The organism is Streptomyces sp. HUAS MS02, assembly GCF_055702265.1.
On sequence record NZ_CM146747.1, the window covers coordinates 7365039 to 7389144 of the forward strand.

Below are 24106 nucleotides of genomic sequence, written 5' to 3' on the forward strand. Positions count from 1 at the left end.
CGACCAGCAGCGTGAGACCAGCACCGTGAGCGATCAGCACCCGTGCTCAATCAGCGCCCATGAACGACCAGCACCCGTGAGAACGAGGAACAGCGTGCCGACCAAGAAGAACCCCCGGACGACCGCCGGCGACAAGCCGCCCGCCGCGCCCGCCCGCCGCCGGGAACTCCTCGACCGGGCCGCGGAGGTCTTCGCCGACCTGGGGTACAACGCCACCACCGTCCGCAGGATCGCGGACGACGTCGGCATGCTCGCGGGCAGCCTCTACTACTACTTCGAGTCCAAGGACGCGATGCTGGAGGAGATCCTGCGGACCTTCCTCGACGAACTCTGGCAGGGCTACGACGCCGTCCTGGACGCCGAGCTGCGCCCCCGGGAGACCTTCGAGGCCCTGGTCGTCGAGTCGTTCCGCGCCATCGACCGGCACCGCGCCGCCGTCGCGATCTACCAGAACGAGGCCAAGAAGCTGGTCGCGCAGGACCGGTTCCAGTTCCTCGACGCCTCGCAGCGCAAGTTCGAGAAGGCATGGCTGGCCACGCTGGAACGCGGGGTGGCCGCCCAGGAGTTCCGCGCCGACCTCGACACCCGGCTCACCTACCGGTTCGTGCGCGACACGGTGTGGGTCGCCGCCTCCTGGTACCGGCCCGGCGGACAGCTCGGTCCGGAGGAGATCGCCCGGCAGTACCTGTCGATGGTCCTGGACGGGATCGCCGTACACGCGCGGCCGCACGGCGGGCCCGCGACGCACGAACCGGAGCTCAATCGGTGAACAACCTCTGACGTCAAGGGAGTTGCCATGGCCGAGGCCTATATCGTCGAAGCGGTCCGGACGCCTGTCGGGCGGCGCGGGGGAGGGCTCGGCCAGGTCCATCCGGCCGACCTCGGCGCACACGCCCTCAAGGCGCTCGTCGCACGCGCCGGCGTGGACCCGGCAGCCGTGGAGGACGTCGTCTTCGGCTGCCTGGACACCGTCGGCCCGCAGGCCGGTGACATCGCCCGGACCAGCTGGCTGGCCGCCGGGCTGCCCGAGGAGGTACCGGGCACGACCGTCGACCGGCAGTGCGGCTCCTCGCAGCAGGCCGTGCACTTCGCCGCGCAAGGAGTGCTCTCCGGCACCCAGGACCTGGTGGTCGCGGGCGGCGTCCAGAACATGACGATGATCCCGATCGCCTTCGCCTCCCGCCAGGCCGCCGTCCCCCTCGGACTCACGGACGGCCCCTTCGCCGGCAGCGAGGGCTGGCGGGCCCGCTACGGCGACCGGCCGGTGAACCAGTTCGCCGGCGCCGAGATGATCGCCGCGAAGTGGGGCATCAGCCGCCGCGACCAGGAGGAGTACGCGCTGCGCTCCCACCGTCGGGCGGTACGGGCCCTCGACGAGGGCCGCTTCGCACGCGAGACCGTGCCGTACGGGGACGTGACCGCCGACGAGGGGCCGCGCCGGGACACCTCGCTGGAGAAGATGGCCGCGCTGAAGCCGGTCATCGACGGCGGCACCGTCACCGCCGCCTGCTCCTCCCAGGTCTCCGACGGCGCCGCGGCGCTGCTGCTCGCCTCCGAACGCGCCGTACGGGAGCACGGGCTGACCCCGCGCGCCCGCGTGCACCACCTCTCCGTACGCGGCGAGGACCCCATACGGATGCTCACCGCGCCGATACCGGCGACCGCGTACGCCCTGAAGAAGTCCGGCCTCACCCTCGACGCGATCGACCTCGTCGAGATCAACGAGGCCTTCGCGCCGGTCGTCCTGGCGTGGCTGAAGGAGACGGGCGCCGACCCGGAGAAGGTCAACGTCAACGGCGGCGCGATCGCCCTCGGCCACCCCCTGGGCGCGACCGGCGCCAAGCTCATGACGACCCTCCTGCACGAACTGGAGCGCACGGGCGGCCGGTACGGCCTCCAGACCATGTGCGAGGGGGGCGGACAGGCGAACGTGACGATCATCGAAAGGCTCTGACGGCCAGGCGGAGGTGTCGAACGGCGCGTCCGTGCGCAGGGGGTCAGGCGTCGCCGAGACGCCCCCCGTGCGCAGGGGCCTGAGGCCGCCGAGACGCCCCCGTACGTCGGGCTCAGAGGCCGCCGAGACGCCCCCGCACTTCGTCCGCCTCCCTCATGATCCGTTCCACCAGCTCCGCGCAGGACGGCAGGTCGTCGATCACGCCGGCGACCTGCCCGGCCGCCATCACCCCCAGGTCCGTACGGCCGTCCACCATCGCGGACCTGAGCAGCATGGGCGTGTTGGCGGCGAGCAGGACCTGGCTCCAGGCGAGGTCCTTGCCGTGCCGCAGCGCCAGGCCGTCGCGGACCATGCCGCGCCAGGTGAGCCCGGAGAGCCGCCGGAACGCGGCCGCGTGCCGCACGGCGCGCAGCAGGGCGCGCGCCCGCCCGGACGCCTCCAACGCGCTCACGAACTCCGTGCGGAGCATGCGGTGCGGCAATCCGTCCACGGCCCGCGTGACGGTGACGTCCTTGACGGTCGCCGCCCGATAGCGGGCCTTCACCGCGTCGGGCACCGTCGAGTCCGAGGTGAGCAGGAACCGGGTGCCCATCGCCACCCCGGCCGCCCCGAACGCCAGCGCGGCCACCAGACCCCGCCCGTCGTGGAAGCCGCCGGCCGCGACCACGGGGATGTCGACGGCGTCCACGACCTGCGGCAGCAGCACGGTCGTCGCCACCTCCCCGGTGTGTCCACCGCCCTCGCCGCCCTGCACGACCACCGCGTCCGCACCCCACGCCGCCACCTTCTCGGCGTGCCGCCGGGCGCCCACCGACGGGATCACCACCACCCCCGCGTCCTTGAGCTCCGCGATCAGCTCCCTGGACGGCGCGAGCGCGAACGACGCCACCCGGACGCCCTCCTCCACGACGATCCGCACCCGTTCCCGCGCGTCCGTCGCGTCGGCCCGCAGATTCACCCCGAACGGCGCGTCCGTGCGGGACCGCACCTCCCGTACGGCGTCCCGGAGCCGGGCGGGCGTCATCGTCGCGGAGGCCAGGATCCCGAGCGCCCCCGCGTTCGCCGCGGCGGAGACCAGCCGGGGGCCGGCCACCCACCCCATACCGGTCTGCACGACCGGATACCGGACGCCGACGAGCCGGGTCAGCGCCGTCTCCATCAGCCCTGGACCTCACGGGAACGGGCGCCCGCCGGATCGATCACCTCGCGGATCAACCGCAGCTCCTCCGCCGTGGGGTCACGTGTGTACGGCACCTCGTCCGGGACGGCGAGCGCGAAGCCCGTCGCCTCCCGCACCTGCTCGACCGTGACCCCGGGGTGCAGCGAGGCCAGCCGCATCGCGCGGTCGGGCGTGGCGAAGTCGAACACCCCGAGGTCCGACACGACCCGCGGCAGATGGTGGAAGCGGGCGGCGGCCGGATGCGCGGCCACGCGGTCGTGACCCACCCCGCACACCATGTCCACCTTCTCGACGAAGACCCGCCGCGAATGCTTCGGAACCCAGTAACTGGTCGGGTTGTTCAGGGTGTTGACCGGCGCGCCCCGCACCCCCAGCAGCTGTCGCCTCGGCCTCGCCCAGTCGCCGACGCAACTGATGTTCTGGTTGCCGTACCGGTCGATCTGGCTCGCGCCCATCATCACGTGCCGCCGGCCGCCGGTGACCAGGTCCAGGTGCCGGCGGTAGGGCAGCCAGCCCTCCACGGTGCCGTCGAGGTCGACCAGCAGCGCCTCGCCGTCGGTCAGCAACAGGTCCGGCGAGAAGGTCCGCCTCGCCAGGCGCGCGCCCAGCGACGGGATCAGCCCCATGGGGCTCGCGAGGATCTCCCCGGCCCCGCGCCAGGCCTCCGCGCAGGCGATCACGCAGTACTCGGCCCGCATCGCGCCACCCGTCGTCGTCCTCTCGTTCCCCGTCCCCTCGTCCGTCGTCCCCTCAGTCACGAACCCTCCCTCCGCCAGGCCCGTACGGCCGACTGGTAGGCGGCCTCGTCGCCGGAGAGGAACCGCTCGGCGAAGTCCTCCCAGGGCGTGGTCGCGTACAACTTCTGGAAGGCCTCGTCCCGGCCGTGGTCGGGGGCGCAGGAGGTGAAGTGCGCGCCGTTCGGGGCCTCGATCACCCCCGTCACCACATGCCGGGCGACCAGCAGCGTCTGCGGCGGGCCCTCCTTCGCCAGCTCGGCCGTGTCCACGATCCGTTCGCACGAGACGTACGCGGCGTCGGCCGCCTCGCAGAACAGGTCGTCGAAGTACGGGTCCGGGCCCAGATACTGGCCGTTGCCCCGCCGGTCGGCCCGGTTGACGTGCACGAGGGCGGCGTCGAGGCGCAGGGCGGGCATGGCGACGAAGGTCTCCCGGTCGTCGTACGGTGAAGTGACCGTCCGCAGCCCGGGGTTGACCCGCATCACGTCCGAGCCGATGCCCGCCCGCACCGGGAGGAACGGCAACCGGTGCGTGGCGGCGCGCAGGCCCCACAGGAACATCGCCTCGTCGATCTCCGTCAGCTCGAACGCGCCCCGCTCGCGCGCCGCGCGGAAATGGGGTTCGAGGGGGATGGAGTCCAGGGTGGCGAAGGGGGCGACCAGCTTCCGGATCCGTCCGGCGGCGGCGAGCATCCCGACGTCCGGGCCGCCGCAGGAGACCACCGTGAGATCGGTGATCCCGGACCGGAGCACCGCTCTCACCAGGGCCATCGGCTTGCGGCGCGAGCCCCAGCCGCCGATGCCGAGCGTCATCCCGCTCGCCAGCCGCGAGACGGCCTCGTCGGCGGTCATCGCCTTGTCACTCACCCGCGTCCCCCTCCACCGCGTCGCTTCCCTCCACCGCGTCCCGTTTCCCGGCCGCGTCCTGTCCCTCAGCCGCGTCCTGGTCCCCGGCGGCCGCGTCCTGGTCCCCAGCCGCCTCCCGTTCCCCGGCGGCGTACCGTTCCCCGGCCACCTCCCGTTCCTCGGCCGGCGGATCCACCTTGGCCGCACCCGCCGTCCCGGCCCTCACCGCCCTCACCGCCCTCCCGGCCCTGCCCCCCGCCCCGAAGGTGTCGCGGACCTCGTCGGCCACCCCGCTGAGGTTCGCCTCGAAGGTGAAGCCCTGCTCGAAGCGGTAGCTGCGGCGGACGTCGACGGGGTCGATGCCGTTGATGGCGGCCTTGGCCAGCCGCAGCAGCCGACCGTCCTTCGCGGCGATCTCCCGCGCCAACTCCAGCGCGGCGGACGGCAGTTCGGCACGCGGCACGACCCGCCACACCGAACCGTGCGCCCGTAGCTCGGCGGCGGTCGCCGTACGCGAGGTGTAGTACAGCGCGCGCATCAGATGCCGCGGCACCAGCCGGGCCAGATGCGTCGCCGCACCGAGCGCTCCCCGGTCCAGCTCCGGCAGGCCGAAGGTCGCGTCCTGGCTCGCCACGATCGCGTCCGCGTTCCCCACCAGCCCGATCCCGCCGCCCAGACAGAACCCCTGGACGGCGGCGACCACCGGCACCTCGCACTCGTACACGGCGGCGAAGGCCTCCGCGCAACCATGGTTGGCGCCGATCAGCGCGCTGTGCCCCGCCGCCTGGATCTCCTTGATGTCCACCCCGGCGTTGAACCCGCGCCCCTCCGCGCCCAGCACGACACACCGCACCTCGGGATCGCGCCCCGCCCCGCGCACGGCCTCGGCCAGTTCGAACCACCCGCGCACCGGCAGCGCGTTCACCGGCGGGAAGTCGACCGTGACGACGGAAATCCCCTTTTCCGGGGACGAGGTGGAGACAGTCATCGGAGCATCAGCTACCTTCCACCTAACGTTTGTTTGGTGCGTCTCTCCTGCGGAAGGTAGCAGCGGATGCGGCTCAACGGGAAGGTCGCCGTCGTCACCGGCGGCACACGCGGCGTCGGCGCCGGCATCGCCCGGGCCTTCGCCGAAGCCGGCGCCGAGGTCGTGACCTGCGCCCGCCGACCACCCGAAGTACCGCTCAAAGGCGCCGAGTTCATGCCGCTGGACGTCCGGGACCCCGACGCGGTGCACCGCTTCTTCGCCGAACTGCCCCGCGTGGACGTCCTCGTGAACAACGCCGGCGGCACACCCCACCGCCCGCTCACCGCGACCGCCGCCCGCCGCCACGCCCGCGTCGTCGAGCTCAACCTCACCGCTCCGCTGACCGTCTCCCTCGCCGCCCACGAGCACCTCCGACAGGCGCGCGGTGCGATCGTGATGATCGGCAGCGTCAGCGGCAGCCGCCCCTCACCCGGCTCGGCGGCCTACGGCGCCGCCAAGGCCGGCCTGGAACACCTCGCGCGCTCCATGGCCGTGGAGTGGGCCCCGGAGATCCGGGTCAACACCCTCGTCCTCGGTATGGTCCGCACCGAGCTCTCCCACCTCCACTACGGCGACGAACACGGCATCGCCGCCGTCGCCCGCACCGTCCCCCTGGGCCGCCTCGCCACCCCGTCCGACATCGGCGACGCGGCGGTCTTCCTCGCCTCCGACGCGGCCGCCTACATCACCGGCGCCTCCCTCCTCGTCCACGGCGGCGGCGAACGCCCCGCCTTCCTGGACGCGGCGACGGCCCACACCGACCAAGGAGAATGACGATGAGCGGCACACCCCCGTACCGCGAAGGGCGGCTCTGCGAAGGGCGCGTGGTCGTCGTGACCGGCGCGGGCCGCGGTCTCGGGCGCGCGCACGCGCTCGCGTACGCCGCCGAGGGCGCCCGCGTGGTCGTCAACGACCTCGGCGTGGGACTCGACGGCACACCGGACCCCGACAGCCCCGCCGCCCGGGTCGTCGAGGAGATCCGCGCCCGGGGCGGGGACGCGGTCGCACACGGCGGGGACATCGCGACGACCGACGGCGCCTCCTCCCTCGTCCGCACCGCCCTGGACACCTACGGCCGGCTCGACACCCTCGTCAACAACGCCGGCTTCCTGCGCGACCGCATGCTCGTCAACCTCGACGAGGACGACTGGGACGCCGTCCTCCGCGTCCACCTCAAGGGCCACTTCCTCCCCCTGAAACACGCCGCCGCCCACTGGCGCGCCGAGACCAGGGCGGGCCGTACCCCGACCGCGCGCGTCATCAACACCAGCAGCGGCGCGGGCCTGCTGGGCTCACTCGGCCAGGGCAACTACAGCGCCGCCAAGGCGGGCATCGTCGGCCTCACCCTCGTCGCCGCCGCCGAACTCGCCCGCTACGGCGTACAGGTCAACGCCATCGCCCCCGCGGCCCGCACCAGAATGACCGATACGGTCTTCGCCGAGACCATGACCGCCCCCGACACCGGCTTCGACGCCATGGCCCCCGAGAACGTCTCCCCCCTGGTGGTCTGGCTGGGGTCGCCCGCGAGCGACGGCGTCACCGGCCGCGTCTTCGAGACGGAGGCCGGCCGCATCACGGTCATGGAGGGCTGGCACCCGGGCCCGACCGAGGACAAGGGCGCCCGCCGCACCCCGCGCGAGGCAGGAGAGACGGTACGCAAACTCCTGACGCAGGCACGGGAGCCGGGCCCGGTGTACGGCGCCTGACGACCGGGGCGCGGCCCTCAGGGGCGCGGGGAACTGCGCGAACAGCCACGACGGATCCGCAGTCGCACAACAACCGCACCAGCCGAGCTCTCCGGCGCTCCGAACGCTACGTGTCACACTCCAGAACCGTCCGACACAACCCACACCGAGCTCGCACCCGCCCCCGCACCGGCACCCGAATCCGCTGCTGACACGTCGGACAGGGAAACGACACCCGCAACGCGGCCCCCCGCCCCTCCGGCGTGAACACATACGGCACCCCCATGCCGGACGCCCCCACCCCCGGCGAAGCCGACCGCAGGTCGTCCCGCGCATGGCGCCGATCCCGCACGTACCGCCGCCGCCCCACCCACCCCGCCGCCGTCAGCGGCGGCTGCCGCTCGTCGCTCCGCGCCCGCGCCCGCCCCTGCTCGTACGCGGAATACGCCTGCGCGCTGGTGAACCACACCGACGGATCCTCACCGAACAACTGGGCCCGCTTGGCCAGCACGTACCCGAACTCCTCCGGCGTCAGATACCCCAGCTTCTGCGACGACGCGCCGTCCTCCCGGAACGCGTCCAGCAGCAGCCACCCCGCCCCCAGATACGTCGCCGCCGTGTCCGTCAGGATCTCGTTCTCCCGGGTCCCGGGAAAGGACAGCCCGAGCCGGTGCAGATAGACATGCATCACCTCGTGCGCCAGGGCCGCCCCGATGTCCCGCCGATGCGTGCGGAAACGGTCGTTGAGCTCGACGAAGTACTCCGGCCCCGCCGCCAGTTCCACATGCGCCGCATGCGTCATCTCCCGGAACCCGACGATCATCCGGGCGTCCGGCAGCCGATAGTGCCGCACCAGTTCCCGCGCCACCCGCTGCGCCCCCAGATGCAGATCGTCGGTGTCGCAGAACGCCACGTCGACGGGGGCCACACTGGTGTCGAAGGTCTGGATCGTGTCGTAGGAGAGCCGCTTGTACAGGGCGGTGATCGACGCCCGCACGGTGTCCAGATGCGGGTAGCCGTGCTCGACAGGTCCGCCGTTCGCCACGTCCGCACCCCCGGAAGACGTCTCGATACCCTCCACTCTAAGCCGGTGCGGGCGCCGAACCGGGGCGTCGTAGGGTGACGACCATGACCACCAGCAACACAGACGAGGTCGACGCCGAGGTACGGGCCGAACTGAACCGGCTGCGCGACAGCATCGACAACATCGACGCGGCCGTCGTCCACATGCTCGCCGAACGCTTCAAGTGCACCCAGCGGGTCGGCCACCTCAAGGCCGAGCACCACCTGCCCGCCGCCGACCCGGGCCGCGAGTCCCAGCAGATCAACCGGCTGCGCGGTCTCGCCGAAAGCGCCAAGCTCGACCCGGCGTTCGCCGAGAAACTGCTGAACTTCATCATCGCCGAGGTCATCCGGCACCACGAGCGCATCGCGGAAGACGCCCTGAACGGCACGACGAACACGACCGGCACGACGAACACGACCAGCACGAACGCGACCGGCACGACGAACGCGGACGCCCCCGCAGGCAAGGCACCGAACCCGGGGGAGTGACATCGAGTCCTCCACAGGGCATCCTGCGTGAGCACTCCTCGTCAGGAATCGACCACACACGGTGAGAGGCCATGCCGTCGGAAGCCAAGATCCTCATCGTCGACGACCATGAGGACACGCTGTACGCCCTGGAGAGCGCCCTGGCCCCACTGGGCTACCTGCTGACCCGCGCCACCAGCGGCGACGCGGCACTCAAGGAAGTCCTCCGCGGCCAGGTCGGCCTGCTCCTCCTCGACGTCCGCATGCCCGGCGTCAGCGGCCTCGACGTCGTCCGCTACATGCGCGGCGTCGAACAGACCCAGCACATCCCCGTCATCCTCCTCACCGGCTTCGGCCCCGACGCCGCACTCACCGCCACCGCCTACCGCCTCGGCGTCGCCGACCTCGTCATGAAACCCATCGACCCCTGGGCCCTGCGCACCAAGGTCCGCTACCTCTACGACGCCCACGAACGCGCCCACGCCCTCGAACGCGAAGTCCGCGACCTGCGCGCACGCCTCAAGGACCACGACGACGTCAAGCGCCACAGCGACGACGGCCGCCACGACAAGGAGCGCGTCCCCGCGCAGCACGACGGCGCGAAGGACCGGGCATAGGCCGCATACGGCCGGGCGCACGGCGCGTACGACCGGACATAGGTCGCGTACCAGGCCCGCCCCTGTCCTGCGACAAGGGCATCAGGCAGCATGTCCCTCATGTCCGTACTGACGCGCGACGAAGCGCATGCCCGTGCTCGGCTCCTCGACGTCCACCGCTACGAGATCGCACTCGACCTCACGCGCGGCGACGAGACCTTCGACTCCCGTACCGCCATCCACTTCACCGTGCGGGGGAAGAAGAAGGCCGCGGACACCTTCGTCGAGCTCAAGCCCGCAGACCTGCGCTCCGTCACCCTCGACGGCGAACCCCTCGACCCGGCGACCCTCGACGGCAACCGCCTCCCCCTCAAGGGCCTCACCCCGGGCGACCACGAACTGCGCGTCGACGCCGCCATGCGCTACTCCCGCACCGGCGAGGGCATGCACCGCTTCACCGACCCCACCGACGGCGAGACCTACGTCTACACCCAGCTCTTCATGGACGACGTGCAGCGCGTCTTCGCCGCCTTCGACCAACCGGACCTCAAGGCCGCCTTCGACCTCACCGTCACCGCCCCCGAAGGCTGGACCGTCCTCGCCAACGGCATCACCGAACGACACGACGACGGCACCTGGCGGGCCGCCACCACCCCGCTGATCTCCACCTATCTCGTCGCCGTCGCCGCCGGCCCCTGGCACTCCGTCCGCACCGAACACCGCGGCCTGCCCTTCGGCATCCACTGCCGCCGCTCCCTCGCCCTCCACCTCGACACCGACGCCGACGAGATCCTCGACGTCACCCGCGCCCTCTTCGACCGCTACCACGAGAAGTTCGAGGAGCCGTACCCCTTCGACTCCTACGACCAGGCCTTCGTCCCCGAGTTCAACGCCGGCGCCATGGAGAACCCCGGCCTCGTCACCTTCCGCGACGAGTTCGTCTACCGCTCCGCCGTCACCGACACCGAACGCCAGACCCGCGCCATGGTCATCGCCCACGAGATGGCCCACATGTGGTTCGGCGACCTCGTCACCCTCAAGTGGTGGGACGACATCTGGCTCAACGAGTCCTTCGCCGAGTACATGGGCTACCAGACCCTCACCGAGGCCAGTCGCTTCACCGACACCTGGGTCGACTTCGGCGTCGCCCGCAAGGCCTGGGGCTACGACGCCGACCAGAGCCCCTCCACCCACCCCGTCGCCCCGGAGAACGTCGACGACACCGCCGCCGCCCTCCTCAACTTCGACGGCATCTCCTACGCCAAGGGCGCCTCCGCCCTGCGCCAACTCGTCGCCTGGCTCGGCGAGAAGGACTTCCTCGCCGGCATCAACGCCCACTTCACCCGCCACCGCTTCGGCAACGCCACCCTCGCCGACTTCATCGACAACCTCGCCGGCGCCACCGAACGCGACGTCCACGCCTGGGCCGACGCCTGGCTGCGCACCACCGGCGTCGACACCCTCACCCCCAAGGTCACCCGCGCCGCCGACGGCACCTACACCCTCACCGTCGACCACGCCGGCAGCCGCCCCCACCGCATCGCCGTCGGCCTCTACGACCGGGACCACGGCGACGACCAGGGCCACCTCACCCTCCGCGACCGCGTCGAACTCGACCTCCCCCAGACCGCCGACCAGCCCATCGGCAAGCGGCCCGCACTCCTCCTCCTCAACGACGGCGACCTCACCTACGCCAAGGTCCGCTTCGACCCCGACTCCTTCACCGCCGTCACCGGCCACCTCTGCGGCCTGCCCGACCCGCTCACCCGCGCCGTCGTCTGGAACGCCCTGCGCGACGCCGTACGCGACGCCGAACTCCCGCCCACCGCCTACCTGGAGGCCGCCCGCACCCACCTCCCCCGCGAGACCGACCTCGCCATCGTCCAAGGCGTCCTCGCCTTCGCCGGCACCCAGGTCGCCGACCGCTACCTCGCCCCCGAACAGCGCGCCACCGGCCTCGCCACCCTCGCCTCCCTGTGCCGCGACCTCATCCGCCGCACCGAGGACGGCGACAACCCCGGCCTGCGCCTCACCGCCGTACGCCACTTCATCGACGTCGCCGCCCACCCCGAGACCATCGCCGCCTGGCTCGCCGACGGCACCGTCCCCGGCGGACCCGAACTCGACCCCGAACTGCGCTGGCGCGTCCTCGGCCGGCTCGCCGTCCTCGGCGCGGTCGACACCGCCACCATCGACGCGGAACTGGAGCTCGACCCCAGCGCCAGCGGCCGCGAGGGCGCCGCCCGCTGCCGCGCCGCACTGCCCGACCCCGAGGCCAAGCGGGCCGCCTGGGAGGCGATGTTCAGCACCGACGACCTCTCCAACTACCTGTTCACCGCCACCGCCCAAGGCTTCTGGCAGCCGGAACAGGCGGACCTCCTCACGGAGTACGTCCAGCGCTACTGGGCCGACGCGGTCTCGCTGGCCGCCCGGCGCGGACCGGCGATCGCGGAAGCCGCCGGACGGTGGGCGTTCCCGGTGTACGCGGTGGACCCGGACACACTGGGACTGGGGGAGCGGTGCCTTCAGGACGGCGAGGTGATTCCCGCGCTGCGGCGGAAGCTGGTGGACCAGCTGGACGACCTGGGGCGGGCGCTGCGGGTTCGCGAAGCGTAGAGCCGTTCTCGGGTTCCGCCGTGAGGGCTCGGGTTCGCTGCGGGCTTGCGGTTGCCGGTGGCCGGCGGCCGCGCAGTTCCCCACGCCCCTTCAGGGCGCGCTGCAGTTGAAGGTGTTCTCGCGTACCCTCTTTTGGCTGTAATCAACGGCTTTTTCAGGGTCAGCACCCGATTGGCGTACAAAATGGGATTCCCCGTGCTCGGAGGAATCCATGACCGCTGCGCCTCTCGCCTCGGGACCCCACGGTCCCGACGCGCTCCGGCCATTGCTCGACACCGTGCTCGACGCGCTGCGGGAAGGGGCCGAGGCCCGGGGCGGCCCCCTCCCCGCCGGCGGCCCGGAGGCGGTCGCGGCGGCGGTGCGGGACGCACTCGGTGAGCCGCTGCCCGCCGACGGCGACCCGGACGCCCTGCACCGCCTGGTCCGAGCCCTCGCCGCAGGCACCGCCGACCCGGCCGACCCCCTCTGCGCGGCCCATCTGCACACCCCGCCCCTGGCCGTCGCCGCCGCGGCCGACCTCGCCGTCTCCGTGCTGAACCCCTCCCTCGACTCCTGGGACCAGGCCCCGGCCGCCTCCGCCCTCGAAGCACTCGTGACCCGCGCCCTGGCCGAGGAGACCGGCGCCGCCGACGCCCTGGTCACCACCGGCGGCACCGAGTCCAACCAACTCGCCCTGCTCCTGGCCCGCGAGACGCACCCCGGCGTACGGCTCGTCTGCGGAGCCAACGCCCACCACTCCCTCGTCCGCGCCGCCTGGCTGCTGGGCCTGCCCGAACCCGTCGTCATCCCCACCCCCGCCGGCACCCTCGACCCCGCCGCCCTGGACGACGCCCTCACCCACCTCCAGGGCCCCCTCCTCGTCGCCGCCACCGCCGGCACCACCGACGCCGGACTCATCGACCCCCTGCCCGCCCTCGCCGACCTCTGCCGCGACCACGGAGCCCGGCTCCACATCGACGCGGCCTACGGCGGCGGCCTCCTCTTCAGCGACCGGCACCGCGCCCGCCTCGACGGCCTCACCCGCGCCCACACCATCACCCTCGACCTGCACAAACTGGGCTGGCAACCGGTCGCCGCCGGACTCCTCGCCGTACGGGACACGACCGACCTCGCCGCCCTCGCCCAGCACGCCGACTACCTCAACGCCGACGACGACACCGAAGCCGGCCTGCCCGATCTCCTCGGCCGGTCGCTGCGCACCACCCGACGGCCCGACATCCTCAAGACCGCCGTCACCCTGAAAACCCTGGGACGCACCGGCCTCGGCGCACTCGTCGACCAAGTCTGCGCCCTTGCCCAGGAGTTCGCCGCCACCATCGAGGCACACCCCGGCTTCGAGCTCTACGACCGGCCCACCCTCAGCACGGTCCTCTTCCGGCCCGCCGCAGCCCCCGACACCACCGTCGCCGGCATCCGCCGCCGGCTCCTCCACGACGGCCGGGCCGTCCTGGGCCGCGCCCTACTCGACGACCGGCTGTGGCTCAAGACCACCCTGCTCAACCCCCACGCCCGGCCGGACGACCTCACCGCCCTGCTGAAGCTCGTAGACCTCGCAAGCCTCGCCGAAGGACACACCCCCACATGAGCACCACCCCCGCCCACGACCGGCCCGACCCCGAAGCCCCCCGCGACCTCGTCGGCGTCGGCATCGGACCGGCCAACCTCTCCCTCGCCGCCCTCGCCCACCCCCTCGCCGAACTCGACGCCGTCTTCTACGAACAGCGCCCCGGCTTCGACTGGCACCCCGGCCTGCTCATCGACGGCGCCACCGTCCAAGTGCCGTTCCTGGCCGACCTGGTCACCCTCGCCGACCCGGTCAGCCCCTGGTCCTTCCTGAACTACCTCAGGACCCGCGACCGCCTCTTCCCGTTCTACTTCGCCGAGCGGTTCCACATCCAGCGCGCCGAGTACGACGCCTACTGCCGCTGGGTCGCCGAGAACCTGCCCGGACTGCGGTTCGGCCACCAGGTCGACTCCGTCCGCTGGAACCCCGAACGGGACCTGTTCGAGGTCGACTTCAGCAGACTCGACGCCGACGGAGAGGTCGAGGAGATCGGCCGCACCCACGCCCGGAACATCGTCCTCGGCGTCGGCACCGAACCGTACGTCCCCGACCCCCTCAAGCCGCTCGTCGAGGCACCCGGCGTGCCCGTCGTCCACGCCGCGGACTACCTCGGCGAACGCGACCGCCTGCTGACCGCCCCACACGTCACCGTCATCGGCGCGGGACAGTCCGGCGCCGAGGTCTTCCTCGACCTGCTCCGGCACCGGCCCGCCGGCCGCGAGGGTCTGCACTGGCTCGGCCGCACCGAGGCGTTCGCACCCATGGAGTACTCCAAGCTGGGCCTCGAACACTTCACCCCGGACTACACCCGCTACTTCCACGCCCTCGCCGAACCCACCCGCGACCGGCTCGTCGCCGCCCAGTGGCAGCTCCACAAGGGCATCGGCGCCGACACCATCGCCGCCATCCACGACGAGCTGTACCGCCGCACCCTCGACGGCGGCTGGCCCGACGCCGTCCTCACCCCCGGCGTCCACGTCCGCACCGCGGGCCGGCTCGCCACCACCAAGGTCGAACTCCACCTCGAACACAGCGAACAGGGCACCCGCTCCCGCCTCACCACCGACGCCGTCGTCCTCGCCACCGGCTACCGCGAACGCCCCCTGGACCGCGTCCTCGCCGGCCTCGACCCGTACATGCGGCGCGACAGCCGCGAACGGCCCCGCGTCGACGAGAGGTTCCGGATGATCCTCGACCCGTCCGTCACCGCCTCCGGCTGCCACGTCTACGTCCAGAACGCCGAACTGCACACCCACGGCGTCGGCGCTCCCGACCTCGGCCTCGCCGCCTGGCGCAGCGCCACCATCCTCAACACCCTCACCGGCAAGGAGCCCTACCCCCTGCCCGGCCGCACCGCCTTCACCACCTTCGGCCTCGAACCCCGGCCACAGATCCCGCCCGCGCGCCGACCCGGCTCCGCCGTCCCCCTCACACCCCTCGTCGACGTCCGGTAATCGAAAGGCAAAGAAGTAGGGCAGAAGTAGTGACGGCTGCAAGAAAGATGCCTACCTTTCGGTCATGGTCAGCACCCACACAGGCACCACCTGGATCGCAGCCCACCGATCCGCCGTCATCGACCCCCACGAAGCCTTCACGCTCTTCGAAGTCCGAGGCTTCACCGACCAGACGGTACGCCAGACCCTGCGCCCCACCGGCACCGGCGAAGCCCTCCGCGTCCGCCTCAGCAACCGCTACGGCCGCACCCCCCTGGAGATCGGCGGCGCCCACCTCGCCCACCGCGTCGAGGGCAGCACCATCGACCCCACCACCGACGTCACCCTCCTCTTCGCCGGCACCCCCACCGCCACCGTCCCACCCGGCGAGGAGATCATCAGCGACCCCGTCATCACCCCCGTCACCGCAGGCCGCGAACTCGCCCTCAGCCTCTACCTCCCGGGCGACACCGGCCCCACCACCTACTGCGCCATCCCCCACGACATCGGCCACGCCGTCCCCGGCGACCAGCTCACCGCCGCATCCCTCGACGAGTCCGACGAACTCGTCACCGGGCACTTCGTCACCGGCATCGACGTCCTCGCCCCCGCCACCACCCGCATCGCCGTCGCCTTCGGCGACTCCTGGATCGAGGGCATGGCCACCACCCCCGGCACCGGCCACAGCTTCCCCGCCCAGCTCGACCGCCGCCTCACCCGCGGCTGGATCGTCACCACCGGCATCTCCGGCAACCGGCTCCTCACCGACGAGATCGGCCACCACCTGCTCTCCAGGGCCGAGCGCGACGTCCTCGACATCCCCGGCGCCAGCCACGTCATCATCCACACCGGCCTCAACGACCTCGGCCTGCCCGGCGCCATCGCCTTCCCCGAACCCGCCAAACTCCCCACCGCCGCCGACCTGATCACCGGGCTCACCGCCCTCGCCGACCGCCTCCACACCGCCGGGCTCACCGTCATCGGCACCACCCTCGGCCCCTACGCCGGCACCGTCTACCCCGGCTACGACACCGAAGAGGGCCAGGCCGTACGCGCCGAGGTCAACACCTGGCTCCTCGGCGACACCCACCCCTTCGACGCCGTCGTCGACATCGCCGCCGCCGTCGCGGACCCGGACGACCCCACCCGCATCCGCGACACCTACAACAGCGGCGACGGCCTCCACGTCAACGACGCCGGCGCGAAAGCCATCGCCGACGCCGTCGACCTGTCCCTCCTGGATCTTTAGCAGCCCCTAGAAGACCGGCGTACCGTTCCGCGTCAGCCTCCAGTCCACCGAAGCGAACTCGGCCGGGTCGATCGACCCCTTCGCCTTCACCCACGCGATCATCGTGTTACGGATCTCGTCCGAGTTCGACCACAACAACGGGGACGCGGCCACATGCGGGAAGTTGCCACCGCCATTGGCCCGGTAGTTGTTCACCGCGAACACGAACTTCTGGTCGTCCGCCAGCGGAGCACCCTCGAACCGCACGTTCGCGATCCGCGACCCCGCCGGCTTCGCGATGTCGATCTCGTACGACAGCCCGCTCACCGCGTCGTAGTTGTAGTCCGGCGTCCCGTTCGCGTTCGTCAGCTTCGCCGGATCGACCACCGCGTCCGCCGCCGTCTGCACGAAGTAGTTCGCCGAGAACTCCAGGTACGCCTTCATCTGCGCACCCGTCATCAGACGAGCCTCCAGCGTGTTCTCGAAGACATACAGACCCGCCACATCCCGGATCGTCACGTTCCCCGCCGGAATCACCGCGCTCCGCGAGAACGCGGCCGCCTGCGACAACACCGGCAGCGACCCGTACTCCGAGGAGGCGAGCGCCTGCCTCACCGTGTCCGCCTGGATGTGGTTGATCAGATCGATGATCGGCACATCCTTGTACGGCGCCTCCACCGACGTCATCTCGGCCGCGTTCGTACCGATGACCTGATTGACGTACGCCACGACCTTCTCATGCTCGTCACCCAGCATCTTCACGATCGCCGGGTCCTCCTCCACCGTGTTGGAGTTGAGCACCTGCGCCGCGACCTTCTCGACCTTCCAGCAGCCCTTGCTCCACACCAGCTCGAAGTCGAACAGCGTCAACCGCTGCCCCCACTTCAGCGGCTCCGACAGCACGACCCGCTTGCCCGTCTCCTTGTTCGTGACGAAGTACTCCGGGATCTCCGTGTGCGCGTGCCCCACGAGAATCGCGTCGATCCCCGGCACCTGCTCCGCCACCAGCCCCGCGGCGTTCTCGGTGTACGGCAGCTGATCCCCGTACGACGACGTCCCCGACGACCCACTGTGCGCCGACACGATGACGACATCCGCCCCCATCGACCGCAGCTTCGGCACCCACTTCGCCGCCTGCTCCTCCAGCCCCGGGAACGTCATCTTCCCCTGCACGTTCGCCTTGTCCCAGATCGCGATACCCGGGTTCGTCAGACCCAGCACCGCCACCTTCACATCCCGCCCGTGCGGCGTACGCAACCGATGCATGCTGTACGGCGGGAAAGCCGGACGCAGCGTCTTCGCGTCCAGCGCGTTCGCCCCCAGCAACGGGAAACGACACTGCTCCTGGAACTTCCGCAGCACCGGAATGCCGTAGTTGAACTCGTGGTTGCCCAGCGCCGCCGCGTCATAGTCGATCGCGTTCATCGCCTGCGCCATCGGGTGCACCGGACCACCCTTCGCGGTGATCGGGTCCACCTTCGCGTAGTAGTACGACAGCTGCGTCCCCTGAATGGTGTCGCCCGCGTCGATGAGCAGCGTGTTCCGGCGCCCCTTCTCCTCACGGATCCGGTTGACCAGCGTCGAGATCTTCGCCAGACCGACGTCGTTGTGCGCCCTGTCGTCGAACTCCTTGTCCGTGAAGTAGTCCCAGTTGAAGACGTTCCCGTGCAGGTCCGTCGTCCCCATCACGGTGAAGCTGTACCGCTTCGGCGCCTTCTGCCCACCGGCCGCCGTCACCTCCGCCGCCTGCGCACTCGGAGCGAGCGCCGTACCGGCGACGGCCACGCCCGCCCCGGTCACGGCCGACTTCTTCAGAAACTTCCGGCGGTTCAAGGGCATCTCGGGGCACTCCTCGGAGAAACGGACGATCTCAACGCGCGTAGACAGAGTCGACAACCGACACCACAACGCGCGTAGATTCTGACCCGACCCGCCCCCACCGCAACAGACCCCACAGGTTTCGATCTGATGACCAGCCCACCCCCACCACCAGCCCACCAGTGACAGAGTGGGGCGTATGACCACCAGCAGCGAGGAAGCCCACCCCACCGCCGTCCCCTACGGCACCCCCGACGCCCCCCGCATCGCCGTACGCGGCGAAGCCCACCTCGAAGTCGACCCCGAGACAGCCCGCATCGGAATCACCGTCCTCGCCCGCGGCAAGGACCGCCGCGCCGCCCTCGACGATCTCACCCGCCGCAACACCACCGTCCTCGACCTGGTCAAGACCTACGGCGAAGCAGTCGAACGCCTGGAGACCGGCGCCTTCTCCATCACCCCCGAACTGAAGGAGAAAGGCAGAGGCGAACGCATCCAGGCCTACCACGGCCGCGTCCACATCACCGCCGAACTCACCGACTTCACCGCCCTCGGCGAACTCACCACCCGCCTCGCCGACCTCGACCTCACCCGCGTCGACGGCCCCTGGTGGTCCCTGCGCCCCGACTCACCCGCCCACAAGCAAGCCAGGCAGAAAGCCGTCACCGAAGCGGTACAACGCGCCCGCGAATACGCCGAAGCCCTCGGCACCACCCTCGCCGCCCTCGTCGAACTCGCCGACATCGGCGCCGAAGCCCCCCAACCCCTCCGCCCCAACGCCCCCGGCGGCCTCATGCGCTCCGCCCAGGCCAAAGGCGCCGACGCCGCACCCCTCGACCTCGAACCCCAACGCCAACGCGTCCACGCACAGGTCAACGCCCGCTTCACGATGCACCCCCCACGCCTGTGACGAGCCCGTTCCGCAGTTCGTGACTACTTGTCAAATACCCTTCACCCGAACGCCGTTGAGTAGTCACGCTCCGCCAAATCACTACCAGCGGGTAAGCCATAGGCTCGAACCATGCGCCGAGCAAAGATCGTCTGCACCCTCGGGCCCGCCACCGACTCGTACGACCAGATCAACGCACTGGTCGAGGCCGGCATGGACATCGCCCGCTTCAACCTCAGCCACGGCAGCCACGCCGAACACGACGAGAGGTACCGGCACGTCCGCAAGGCCGCCGACGAGACCGGCCGCAGCGTCGGTACCCTCGCCGACCTCCAAGGCCCGAAGATCCGCCTCGGCCGCTTCACCGAAGGCCCCGTACTCCTCGAACGCGACGACACCTTCACCATCACCGTCGAGCACGGCGCCACGGGCGACAGCGAGGGCTGCGGCACCACCTACGCCGGCCTCGCCACCGACGTCACCCCCGGCGCACACATCCTCGTCGACGACGGCAAGGTCACCCTGGAGGTCACGGCGGTCGACGGCCCCCACGTCCACACCAGGGTCCTCGAAGGCGGAATCGTCTCCGACCACAAGGGCCTGAACCTCCCAGGCGTCGCGGTCTCCGTCCCCGCCCTCTCCGACAAGGACGAGCACGACCTCCGCTGGGCCCTGCGCACCGGCTTCGACATCATCGCCCTGTCCTTCGTCCGCACCGGCCGCGACATCGAACGCGTCCACCAGATCATGGACGAGGAGGGCCGCCGACTCCCCGTCATCGCCAAGATCGAGAAACCCCAGGCGGTCCACGCCATCGAGGAGATCGTGGCGGCGTTCGACGGCATCATGGTCGCGCGAGGGGATCTGGGCGTCGAGATGCCCCTGGAACAGGTCCCGTTGGTCCAGAAACGCGTGATCAAACTCGCCAAGCGCAACGCCAAACCGGTCATCGTCGCCACCCAGATGCTCGACTCGATGATCCACCACTCCCGGCCGACCCGCGCCGAGGTCAGCGACGTCGCCAACGCGGTCCTCGACGGCGCGGACGCGGTGATGCTGTCCGGCGAGACGAGCGTCGGCAAACACGCGCCGGAGACGGTCCGCACGATGAGCCGCATCGCGGCGGCGGCGGAATCGGACATGCTGGCGGCAGGCCTCCCGCCCCTCACCGAACACAACAAACCCCGCACCCAGGGCGGCGCCGTGGCCCGCGCGGCAGCGGAGATCGGCGACTTCCTCGACGCGAAGTACCTGGTCGCCTTCAGCCAGTCCGGCGACACGGCCCGCCGCCTCTCCCGCTACCGCTCCCCGATCCCCCTCCTCGCCTTCACCCCCGACCCGGCGACCCGCTCCCAGCTGAGCCTCACGTGGGGCGTGGAGACGTTCCTGGGCCCGCGCGTCGACTCCACGGACGCGATGGTCGCCCAGGTGGACGAGCTGTTGCTGCGGTACGGCCGCTGCGAGAAGGGAGACGTGGTGGTGATCACGGCGGGCTCACCGCCGGGGGTGGCGGGCTCGACGAACATGGTCCACGTCCACCACATCGCCGAGGGCGACGGCCCGCGGTAGGGCGTCAGTACTTGGGGCCTACGTGGGTGTCCATGAGGGCGACGGAGGCCTTCTTGGCCACGGAGATGTTGTACGGGTTGCCCCCACGAGTGCAGTGCGTCCACTCGACACCGAGCTTGTCGAGGGTGTCGGTGTAGAGCTGCCGGATGTCGTCGGACTTGTTGGTGAAGAAGTACCGGGGGTATTCGTAGCGCTTGCGCTCGCCGCTGACGAGACGGGTCGTCCAGTTGGTGATGCGGCAGCCGTCGGAGTGGATGAGGCCGCGGATGAACTGCCAAGGGTGGGCGTCGACGATTTCTTGCTGCCAGGGGGCGAGGACGATGCTGCGCTTGTGCTTCACGCCGGGGCCGTGCTGCGGGAACAGACATGGTAGGTGCTTGGAGTACAGCTTTACCTCTCGGCAGCCCTTTCGGTGGACTCGGCAGACCGAGTTACCGGGAAACACCGCTCGCAGGGCTTTCTCGCATTCGTCCATGAGCCCTGGGTGCGCATCGGCGCATGCGATGGAGAGGCTGGGCACTCGCATCGCGCGGTTCTGGATGATGTGACCGTCGCCGAGATACAGCCCGAGCAGGTAGCTGTAGGCCGATTCGTCGAGTTCTCGCCCGTCGCAGCGAGGGCATGGCGGGCCATGGCGTCCGGGGCACTCGCCGCGCTTCGCCCGGTCGAGATGCTTCCAGTAACCGATGGTTCCCAGCGGCACGTTCAGCCTCCGGGCGACCTCTGCGTTTTTGGTGCCGCCCCGTAGCAAAGTCAGGGCCTTCTGCCGCACTTCAGTGCCATGGAAGTACATGCGACCACTCTGTGTCAATGATCGCGACTGCGTGCAGCAAAAAGCGGATGTTCACGAGAACGTGAACATCCGCTTCCTGGTCAGAGGTGCCGGGTGCGGGATTCGAACCCGCACGCCCTTTCAGGCAATCGCTTTTGAGGCGATCATGTCTACCCTTCCATCAACCCGGCGTGACAGCCCGGAAGGAGTGTACCGGTTCACCGGAGTAACCCGCAGCTAGGTACCCTCTTGTCAGCAGTACCCCGCCCCGAACGAGGAGCCCCCGTGACCGCCCCCGAGTCGCCCCAGCCCGTCGCCGACGACGATGACAAGTCGCACGTGCCTCCGCTGACGACCCGTGTCGTCATCGCCGAGGACGAGGCGCTGATCCGTCTCGATCTCAAGGAGATGCTCGAAGAGGAGGGCTACTCCGTCGTGGGGGAGGCCGGAGACGGCGAGCAGGCCATCGAGCTGGCCCGTGAGCACCAGCCGGATCTGGTGATCCTGGACGTGAAGATGCCGAAGATGGACGGGATCTCCGCGGCCGAGAAGATCGCGGAGGAGCGCATCGCGCCCGTGCTGATGCTGACCGCGTTCTCGCAGCGCGACCTGGTCGAGCGTGCCCGGGACGCCGGGGCGATGGCGTACCTCGTGAAGCCGTTCAGCAAGAGTGACGTGGTGCCGGCCATCGAGATGGCGGTGTCGCGGTTCACGGAGCTGAAGGAGCTGGAGAAGGAGGTCGCCGACCTCACCCTCCGCCTGGAGACGCGCAAGCTGGTGGACCGCGCGAAGTCGATTCTGCAGACGGAGTACGGGTTGACGGAGCCGGCGGCGTTCCGGTGGATCCAGAAGACGTCGATGGATCGTCGGATGTCGATGCAGCAGGTGGCGGAGGCGGTCATCCAGGACGCCGACGAGAAGAAGGCGTCCAAGGGCTGATCCTGCCGTTCGGAGGACGCGCACGAGACACACGACGAGGCCCGCACCCCTTACCTGAAAGGGGGGGTGCGGGCCTCGTCGTCGGTGGGCCGGAGGTCAGTCCTCGCCGAGGTAGGCCTTGCGGACCGACTCGTCGACCAGCAGGTCGGAGCCCGTGCCGGAGAGGACGACCTTGCCGATCTCCATGACGTGACCCTGGTCGGCGAGGGAGAGCGCCGCCTGGGCGTTCTGTTCGACGAGCAGGATGGTGGTGCCCTGGGACTTCAGTTCGGCGATGGTGGCCATGATCTTCTGCATCATGATCGGGGAGAGGCCCATGGAGGGCTCGTCGAGCATGAGCAGTTTCGGCTGGGACATGAGCGCGCGGCCCATGGCCAGCATCTGCTGTTCACCGCCCGAGAGGGTTCCGGCGGCCTGCTTGCGACGTTCGCCCAGGATGGGGAAGAGGTCGTAGGCGCGCTGGATGTCCTTCTCGATGCCGGGCTTGTCGTTGCGCAGGAAGGCGCCGAGGCGGAGGTTGTCCTCGATGGTCATGCGCGGGAAGATGTGCCGCCCCTCGGGGGAGTGGGCGAGTCCGAGCGCGACGATGTCGTGCGCGGGGATCTTCTTGAGTGACTTGCCGTTGAACTTGATCTGGCCGCCGACGGGCTTGAGGAGGCCGGAGAGGGTGCGCAGGGTGGTGGTCTTGCCGGCGCCGTTGGTGCCGATGAGGGTGACGACCTCGCCGGCGTTGACCTTGAAGGAGATGCCCTTGACGGCTTCGATCTTGCCGTAGGCGACCCGGAGGTCTTCGACTTCGAGGAGTGCGGTCATCGGTCGTTCTCCTTGCCGGGCGCTGCGTCGGTCGTGGCCTCGGCGTGTGCTTCGGCGGCTTCGACTTCGGCGACCTCGTCCTGGCCGGGTGCGTCTTCGAAGGGTTCGCCGAGGTAGGCGGCGACGACGCGTTCGTCGCCCTGGACGGTGGCGCTGTCGCCTTCGACGAGTTTTTCGCCTTGGACGAGGACGGCGACGCGGTCGCAGAGGTTGAAGATGAACCGCATGTCGTGCTCGATGACGAGGACGGCGATGCCCTTGTCGCGGATGGCGAAGACGAGTTCTTCGGTGGTCCGCGTTTCCTGGGGGTTCATGCCGGCGGTGGGCTCGTCGAGGAGGAGCAGGCCGGGTTCGCTCGCGAGTGCCCGGGCGATTTCGAGCTTGCGCTGTTCGCCGTAGGGGAGGTTGCGGGCGAGGTGTTCGGCCTTGGCGTCGAGGCCGACGAACTCGAGGAGTTCCATGGCTCGTTCGCGGGAGGCCTTTTCCGCCTTGTGGAAGCCGGGGCCGCGCAGGAGGGCGGACCAGAGGCCTTCCTTGGTGCGGGTGTGGCGTCCGACGAGGACGTTTTCCAGGACCGTCATGTTGGCGAAGAGACGGATGTTCTGGAAGGTGCGGGCGATGCCGGCCGCGGTGACCTTGAAGGACTTGGGCGGCAGGACCTGGCCTTTGTACCGGACTTCTCCCTCGGTGGGGATGTAGAGGCCGGTGAGGCAGTTGAAGAAGGTCGTCTTGCCGGCGCCGTTGGGGCCGATGAGTCCGACGATCTCGCCGCTGTTGACGGTGAGGTTGACGTTGCGTACGGCGGTGAGGCCGCCGAAGCGCATGGTGACGCCGCGGGCGTCGAGGACGGTCTCGCCGGGGGCGTCGGGGCCCGGGGCGGTGTCCTTGGTGGTGGTGTCGGTAGTCAT

Annotated in this window: 21 protein-coding genes, 1 tRNA gene and 1 pseudogene; 13 read left to right on the top strand and 10 right to left on the bottom strand. The window is 70.5% G+C overall.

Features of this window, described 5'->3' with window-relative positions:
- Positions 1 to 94 precede the first annotated feature (94 nt).
- Together ACZ9QC_RS31655 and ACZ9QC_RS31660 are read left to right on the top strand one after the other, a co-directional pair.
- Positions 95 to 769, top strand: coding sequence for a TetR/AcrR family transcriptional regulator (locus ACZ9QC_RS31655; RefSeq protein WP_472916224.1), 675 nt, complete (start codon positions 95 to 97; stop codon positions 767 to 769).
- Positions 770 to 796: 27 nt separating this feature from the next.
- Positions 797 to 1954, top strand: a complete 1158-nt coding sequence (locus ACZ9QC_RS31660; protein WP_472916225.1) for an acetyl-CoA C-acetyltransferase — start codon at positions 797 to 799, stop codon at positions 1952 to 1954.
- Between the two features lie 112 nt (positions 1955 to 2066).
- On the opposite strand, the gene ACZ9QC_RS31665 is transcribed toward ACZ9QC_RS31660, so the two are convergent.
- The 4 genes and pseudogenes from ACZ9QC_RS31665 to ACZ9QC_RS31680 all read right to left on the bottom strand — a co-directional run.
- Positions 2067 to 3113: an NAD(P)H-dependent flavin oxidoreductase gene (locus tag ACZ9QC_RS31665; RefSeq protein ID WP_472916226.1), complete on the bottom strand. Its 1047-nt coding sequence runs from the start codon at positions 3111 to 3113 to the stop codon at positions 2067 to 2069.
- Positions 3113 to 3832, bottom strand: coding sequence for a CoA-transferase subunit beta (locus ACZ9QC_RS31670; protein WP_472921865.1), 720 nt, complete (start codon positions 3830 to 3832; stop codon positions 3113 to 3115). The genes ACZ9QC_RS31665 and ACZ9QC_RS31670 overlap by 1 nt, the downstream gene beginning before the upstream one ends.
- Before the next feature lie 56 nt (positions 3833 to 3888).
- On the bottom strand, positions 3889 to 4737 hold the full coding sequence (locus ACZ9QC_RS31675; protein WP_472916227.1) for a CoA transferase subunit A: 849 nt from the start codon (positions 4735 to 4737) through the stop codon (positions 3889 to 3891).
- Positions 4738 to 4960: 223 nt separating this feature from the next.
- Positions 4961 to 5704 (bottom strand): annotated as a pseudogene (locus ACZ9QC_RS31680) (enoyl-CoA hydratase family protein); the annotation flags it as partial.
- 66 nt (positions 5705 to 5770) lie between these two features.
- On the opposite strand from ACZ9QC_RS31680, the gene ACZ9QC_RS31685 reads away from it, so the two are divergent.
- Positions 5771 to 6517 (top strand): SDR family oxidoreductase, encoded by a 747-nt coding sequence (locus ACZ9QC_RS31685; RefSeq protein ID WP_472916228.1) that lies wholly within the window; start codon positions 5771 to 5773, stop codon positions 6515 to 6517.
- A 2-nt stretch (positions 6518 to 6519) separates the two neighbouring features.
- The gene (locus tag ACZ9QC_RS31690; protein WP_472916229.1) at positions 6520 to 7449 is read left to right on the top strand and encodes an SDR family oxidoreductase; all 930 of its coding nucleotides are present in this window, start codon (positions 6520 to 6522) and stop codon (positions 7447 to 7449) included.
- A gap of 106 nt (positions 7450 to 7555) precedes the next feature.
- Here the strand turns inward: ACZ9QC_RS31690 and ACZ9QC_RS31695 are convergent, their stop codons facing one another.
- The gene (locus ACZ9QC_RS31695; protein WP_472916230.1) at positions 7556 to 8473 is read right to left on the bottom strand and encodes a hypothetical protein; all 918 of its coding nucleotides are present in this window, start codon (positions 8471 to 8473) and stop codon (positions 7556 to 7558) included.
- Positions 8474 to 8556: 83 nt separating this feature from the next.
- Between ACZ9QC_RS31695 and ACZ9QC_RS31700 the strand changes: the two genes are divergently transcribed.
- The 6 genes from ACZ9QC_RS31700 (at position 8557) to ACZ9QC_RS31725 (ending at position 16419) form a co-directional block, all read left to right on the top strand.
- Entirely contained in the window at positions 8557 to 8982 is a 426-nt protein-coding gene (locus tag ACZ9QC_RS31700; protein ID WP_472916231.1) for a chorismate mutase, read from the top strand.
- A gap of 71 nt (positions 8983 to 9053) precedes the next feature.
- Positions 9054 to 9578: a response regulator gene (locus ACZ9QC_RS31705; protein ID WP_472916232.1), complete on the top strand. Its 525-nt coding sequence runs from the start codon at positions 9054 to 9056 to the stop codon at positions 9576 to 9578.
- A 90-nt stretch (positions 9579 to 9668) separates the two neighbouring features.
- On the top strand, positions 9669 to 12173 hold the full coding sequence (pepN, locus tag ACZ9QC_RS31710) for an aminopeptidase N (protein ID WP_472916233.1): 2505 nt from the start codon (positions 9669 to 9671) through the stop codon (positions 12171 to 12173).
- Between the two features lie 211 nt (positions 12174 to 12384).
- Entirely contained in the window at positions 12385 to 13758 is a 1374-nt protein-coding gene (locus ACZ9QC_RS31715) for a pyridoxal phosphate-dependent decarboxylase family protein (RefSeq protein ID WP_472916234.1), read from the top strand.
- Positions 13755 to 15191, top strand: a complete 1437-nt coding sequence (locus ACZ9QC_RS31720; protein WP_472916235.1) for a lysine N(6)-hydroxylase/L-ornithine N(5)-oxygenase family protein — start codon at positions 13755 to 13757, stop codon at positions 15189 to 15191. The genes ACZ9QC_RS31715 and ACZ9QC_RS31720 overlap by 4 nt, the downstream gene beginning before the upstream one ends.
- Before the next feature lie 64 nt (positions 15192 to 15255).
- Positions 15256 to 16419 (top strand): GDSL-type esterase/lipase family protein, encoded by a 1164-nt coding sequence (locus ACZ9QC_RS31725; protein ID WP_472916236.1) that lies wholly within the window; start codon positions 15256 to 15258, stop codon positions 16417 to 16419.
- 6 nt (positions 16420 to 16425) lie between these two features.
- Here the strand turns inward: ACZ9QC_RS31725 and ACZ9QC_RS31730 are convergent, their stop codons facing one another.
- Entirely contained in the window at positions 16426 to 18237 is a 1812-nt protein-coding gene (locus tag ACZ9QC_RS31730; RefSeq protein WP_472916237.1) for a 5'-nucleotidase C-terminal domain-containing protein, read from the bottom strand.
- Positions 18238 to 18415: 178 nt separating this feature from the next.
- Between ACZ9QC_RS31730 and ACZ9QC_RS31735 the strand changes: the two genes are divergently transcribed.
- Positions 18416 to 19126 (top strand): SIMPL domain-containing protein, encoded by a 711-nt coding sequence (locus ACZ9QC_RS31735; protein ID WP_472916238.1) that lies wholly within the window; start codon positions 18416 to 18418, stop codon positions 19124 to 19126.
- Between the two features lie 111 nt (positions 19127 to 19237).
- On the top strand, positions 19238 to 20674 hold the full coding sequence (gene pyk, locus ACZ9QC_RS31740; protein WP_472916239.1) for a pyruvate kinase: 1437 nt from the start codon (positions 19238 to 19240) through the stop codon (positions 20672 to 20674).
- Between the two features lie 4 nt (positions 20675 to 20678).
- On the opposite strand, the gene ACZ9QC_RS31745 is transcribed toward pyk, so the two are convergent.
- Positions 20679 to 21467, bottom strand: a complete 789-nt coding sequence (locus ACZ9QC_RS31745; RefSeq protein ID WP_472916240.1) for a helix-turn-helix domain-containing protein — start codon at positions 21465 to 21467, stop codon at positions 20679 to 20681.
- Positions 21468 to 21554: 87 nt separating this feature from the next.
- Positions 21555 to 21637, bottom strand: a tRNA-Leu gene (locus ACZ9QC_RS31750).
- A gap of 94 nt (positions 21638 to 21731) precedes the next feature.
- Between ACZ9QC_RS31750 and ACZ9QC_RS31755 the strand changes: the two genes are divergently transcribed.
- Positions 21732 to 22385 (top strand): ANTAR domain-containing response regulator, encoded by a 654-nt coding sequence (locus ACZ9QC_RS31755; RefSeq protein WP_215454584.1) that lies wholly within the window; start codon positions 21732 to 21734, stop codon positions 22383 to 22385.
- A 96-nt stretch (positions 22386 to 22481) separates the two neighbouring features.
- Here ACZ9QC_RS31755 and ACZ9QC_RS31760 read toward each other — a convergent pair whose 3' ends face one another.
- Together ACZ9QC_RS31760 and ACZ9QC_RS31765 are read right to left on the bottom strand one after the other, a co-directional pair.
- Positions 22482 to 23198, bottom strand: coding sequence for an ABC transporter ATP-binding protein (locus ACZ9QC_RS31760; RefSeq protein ID WP_472916241.1), 717 nt, complete (start codon positions 23196 to 23198; stop codon positions 22482 to 22484).
- On the bottom strand, positions 23195 to 24106 hold the full coding sequence (locus tag ACZ9QC_RS31765; RefSeq protein WP_472916242.1) for an ABC transporter ATP-binding protein: 912 nt from the start codon (positions 24104 to 24106) through the stop codon (positions 23195 to 23197). Before ACZ9QC_RS31765 ends, ACZ9QC_RS31760 begins: the two co-directional genes overlap by 4 nt.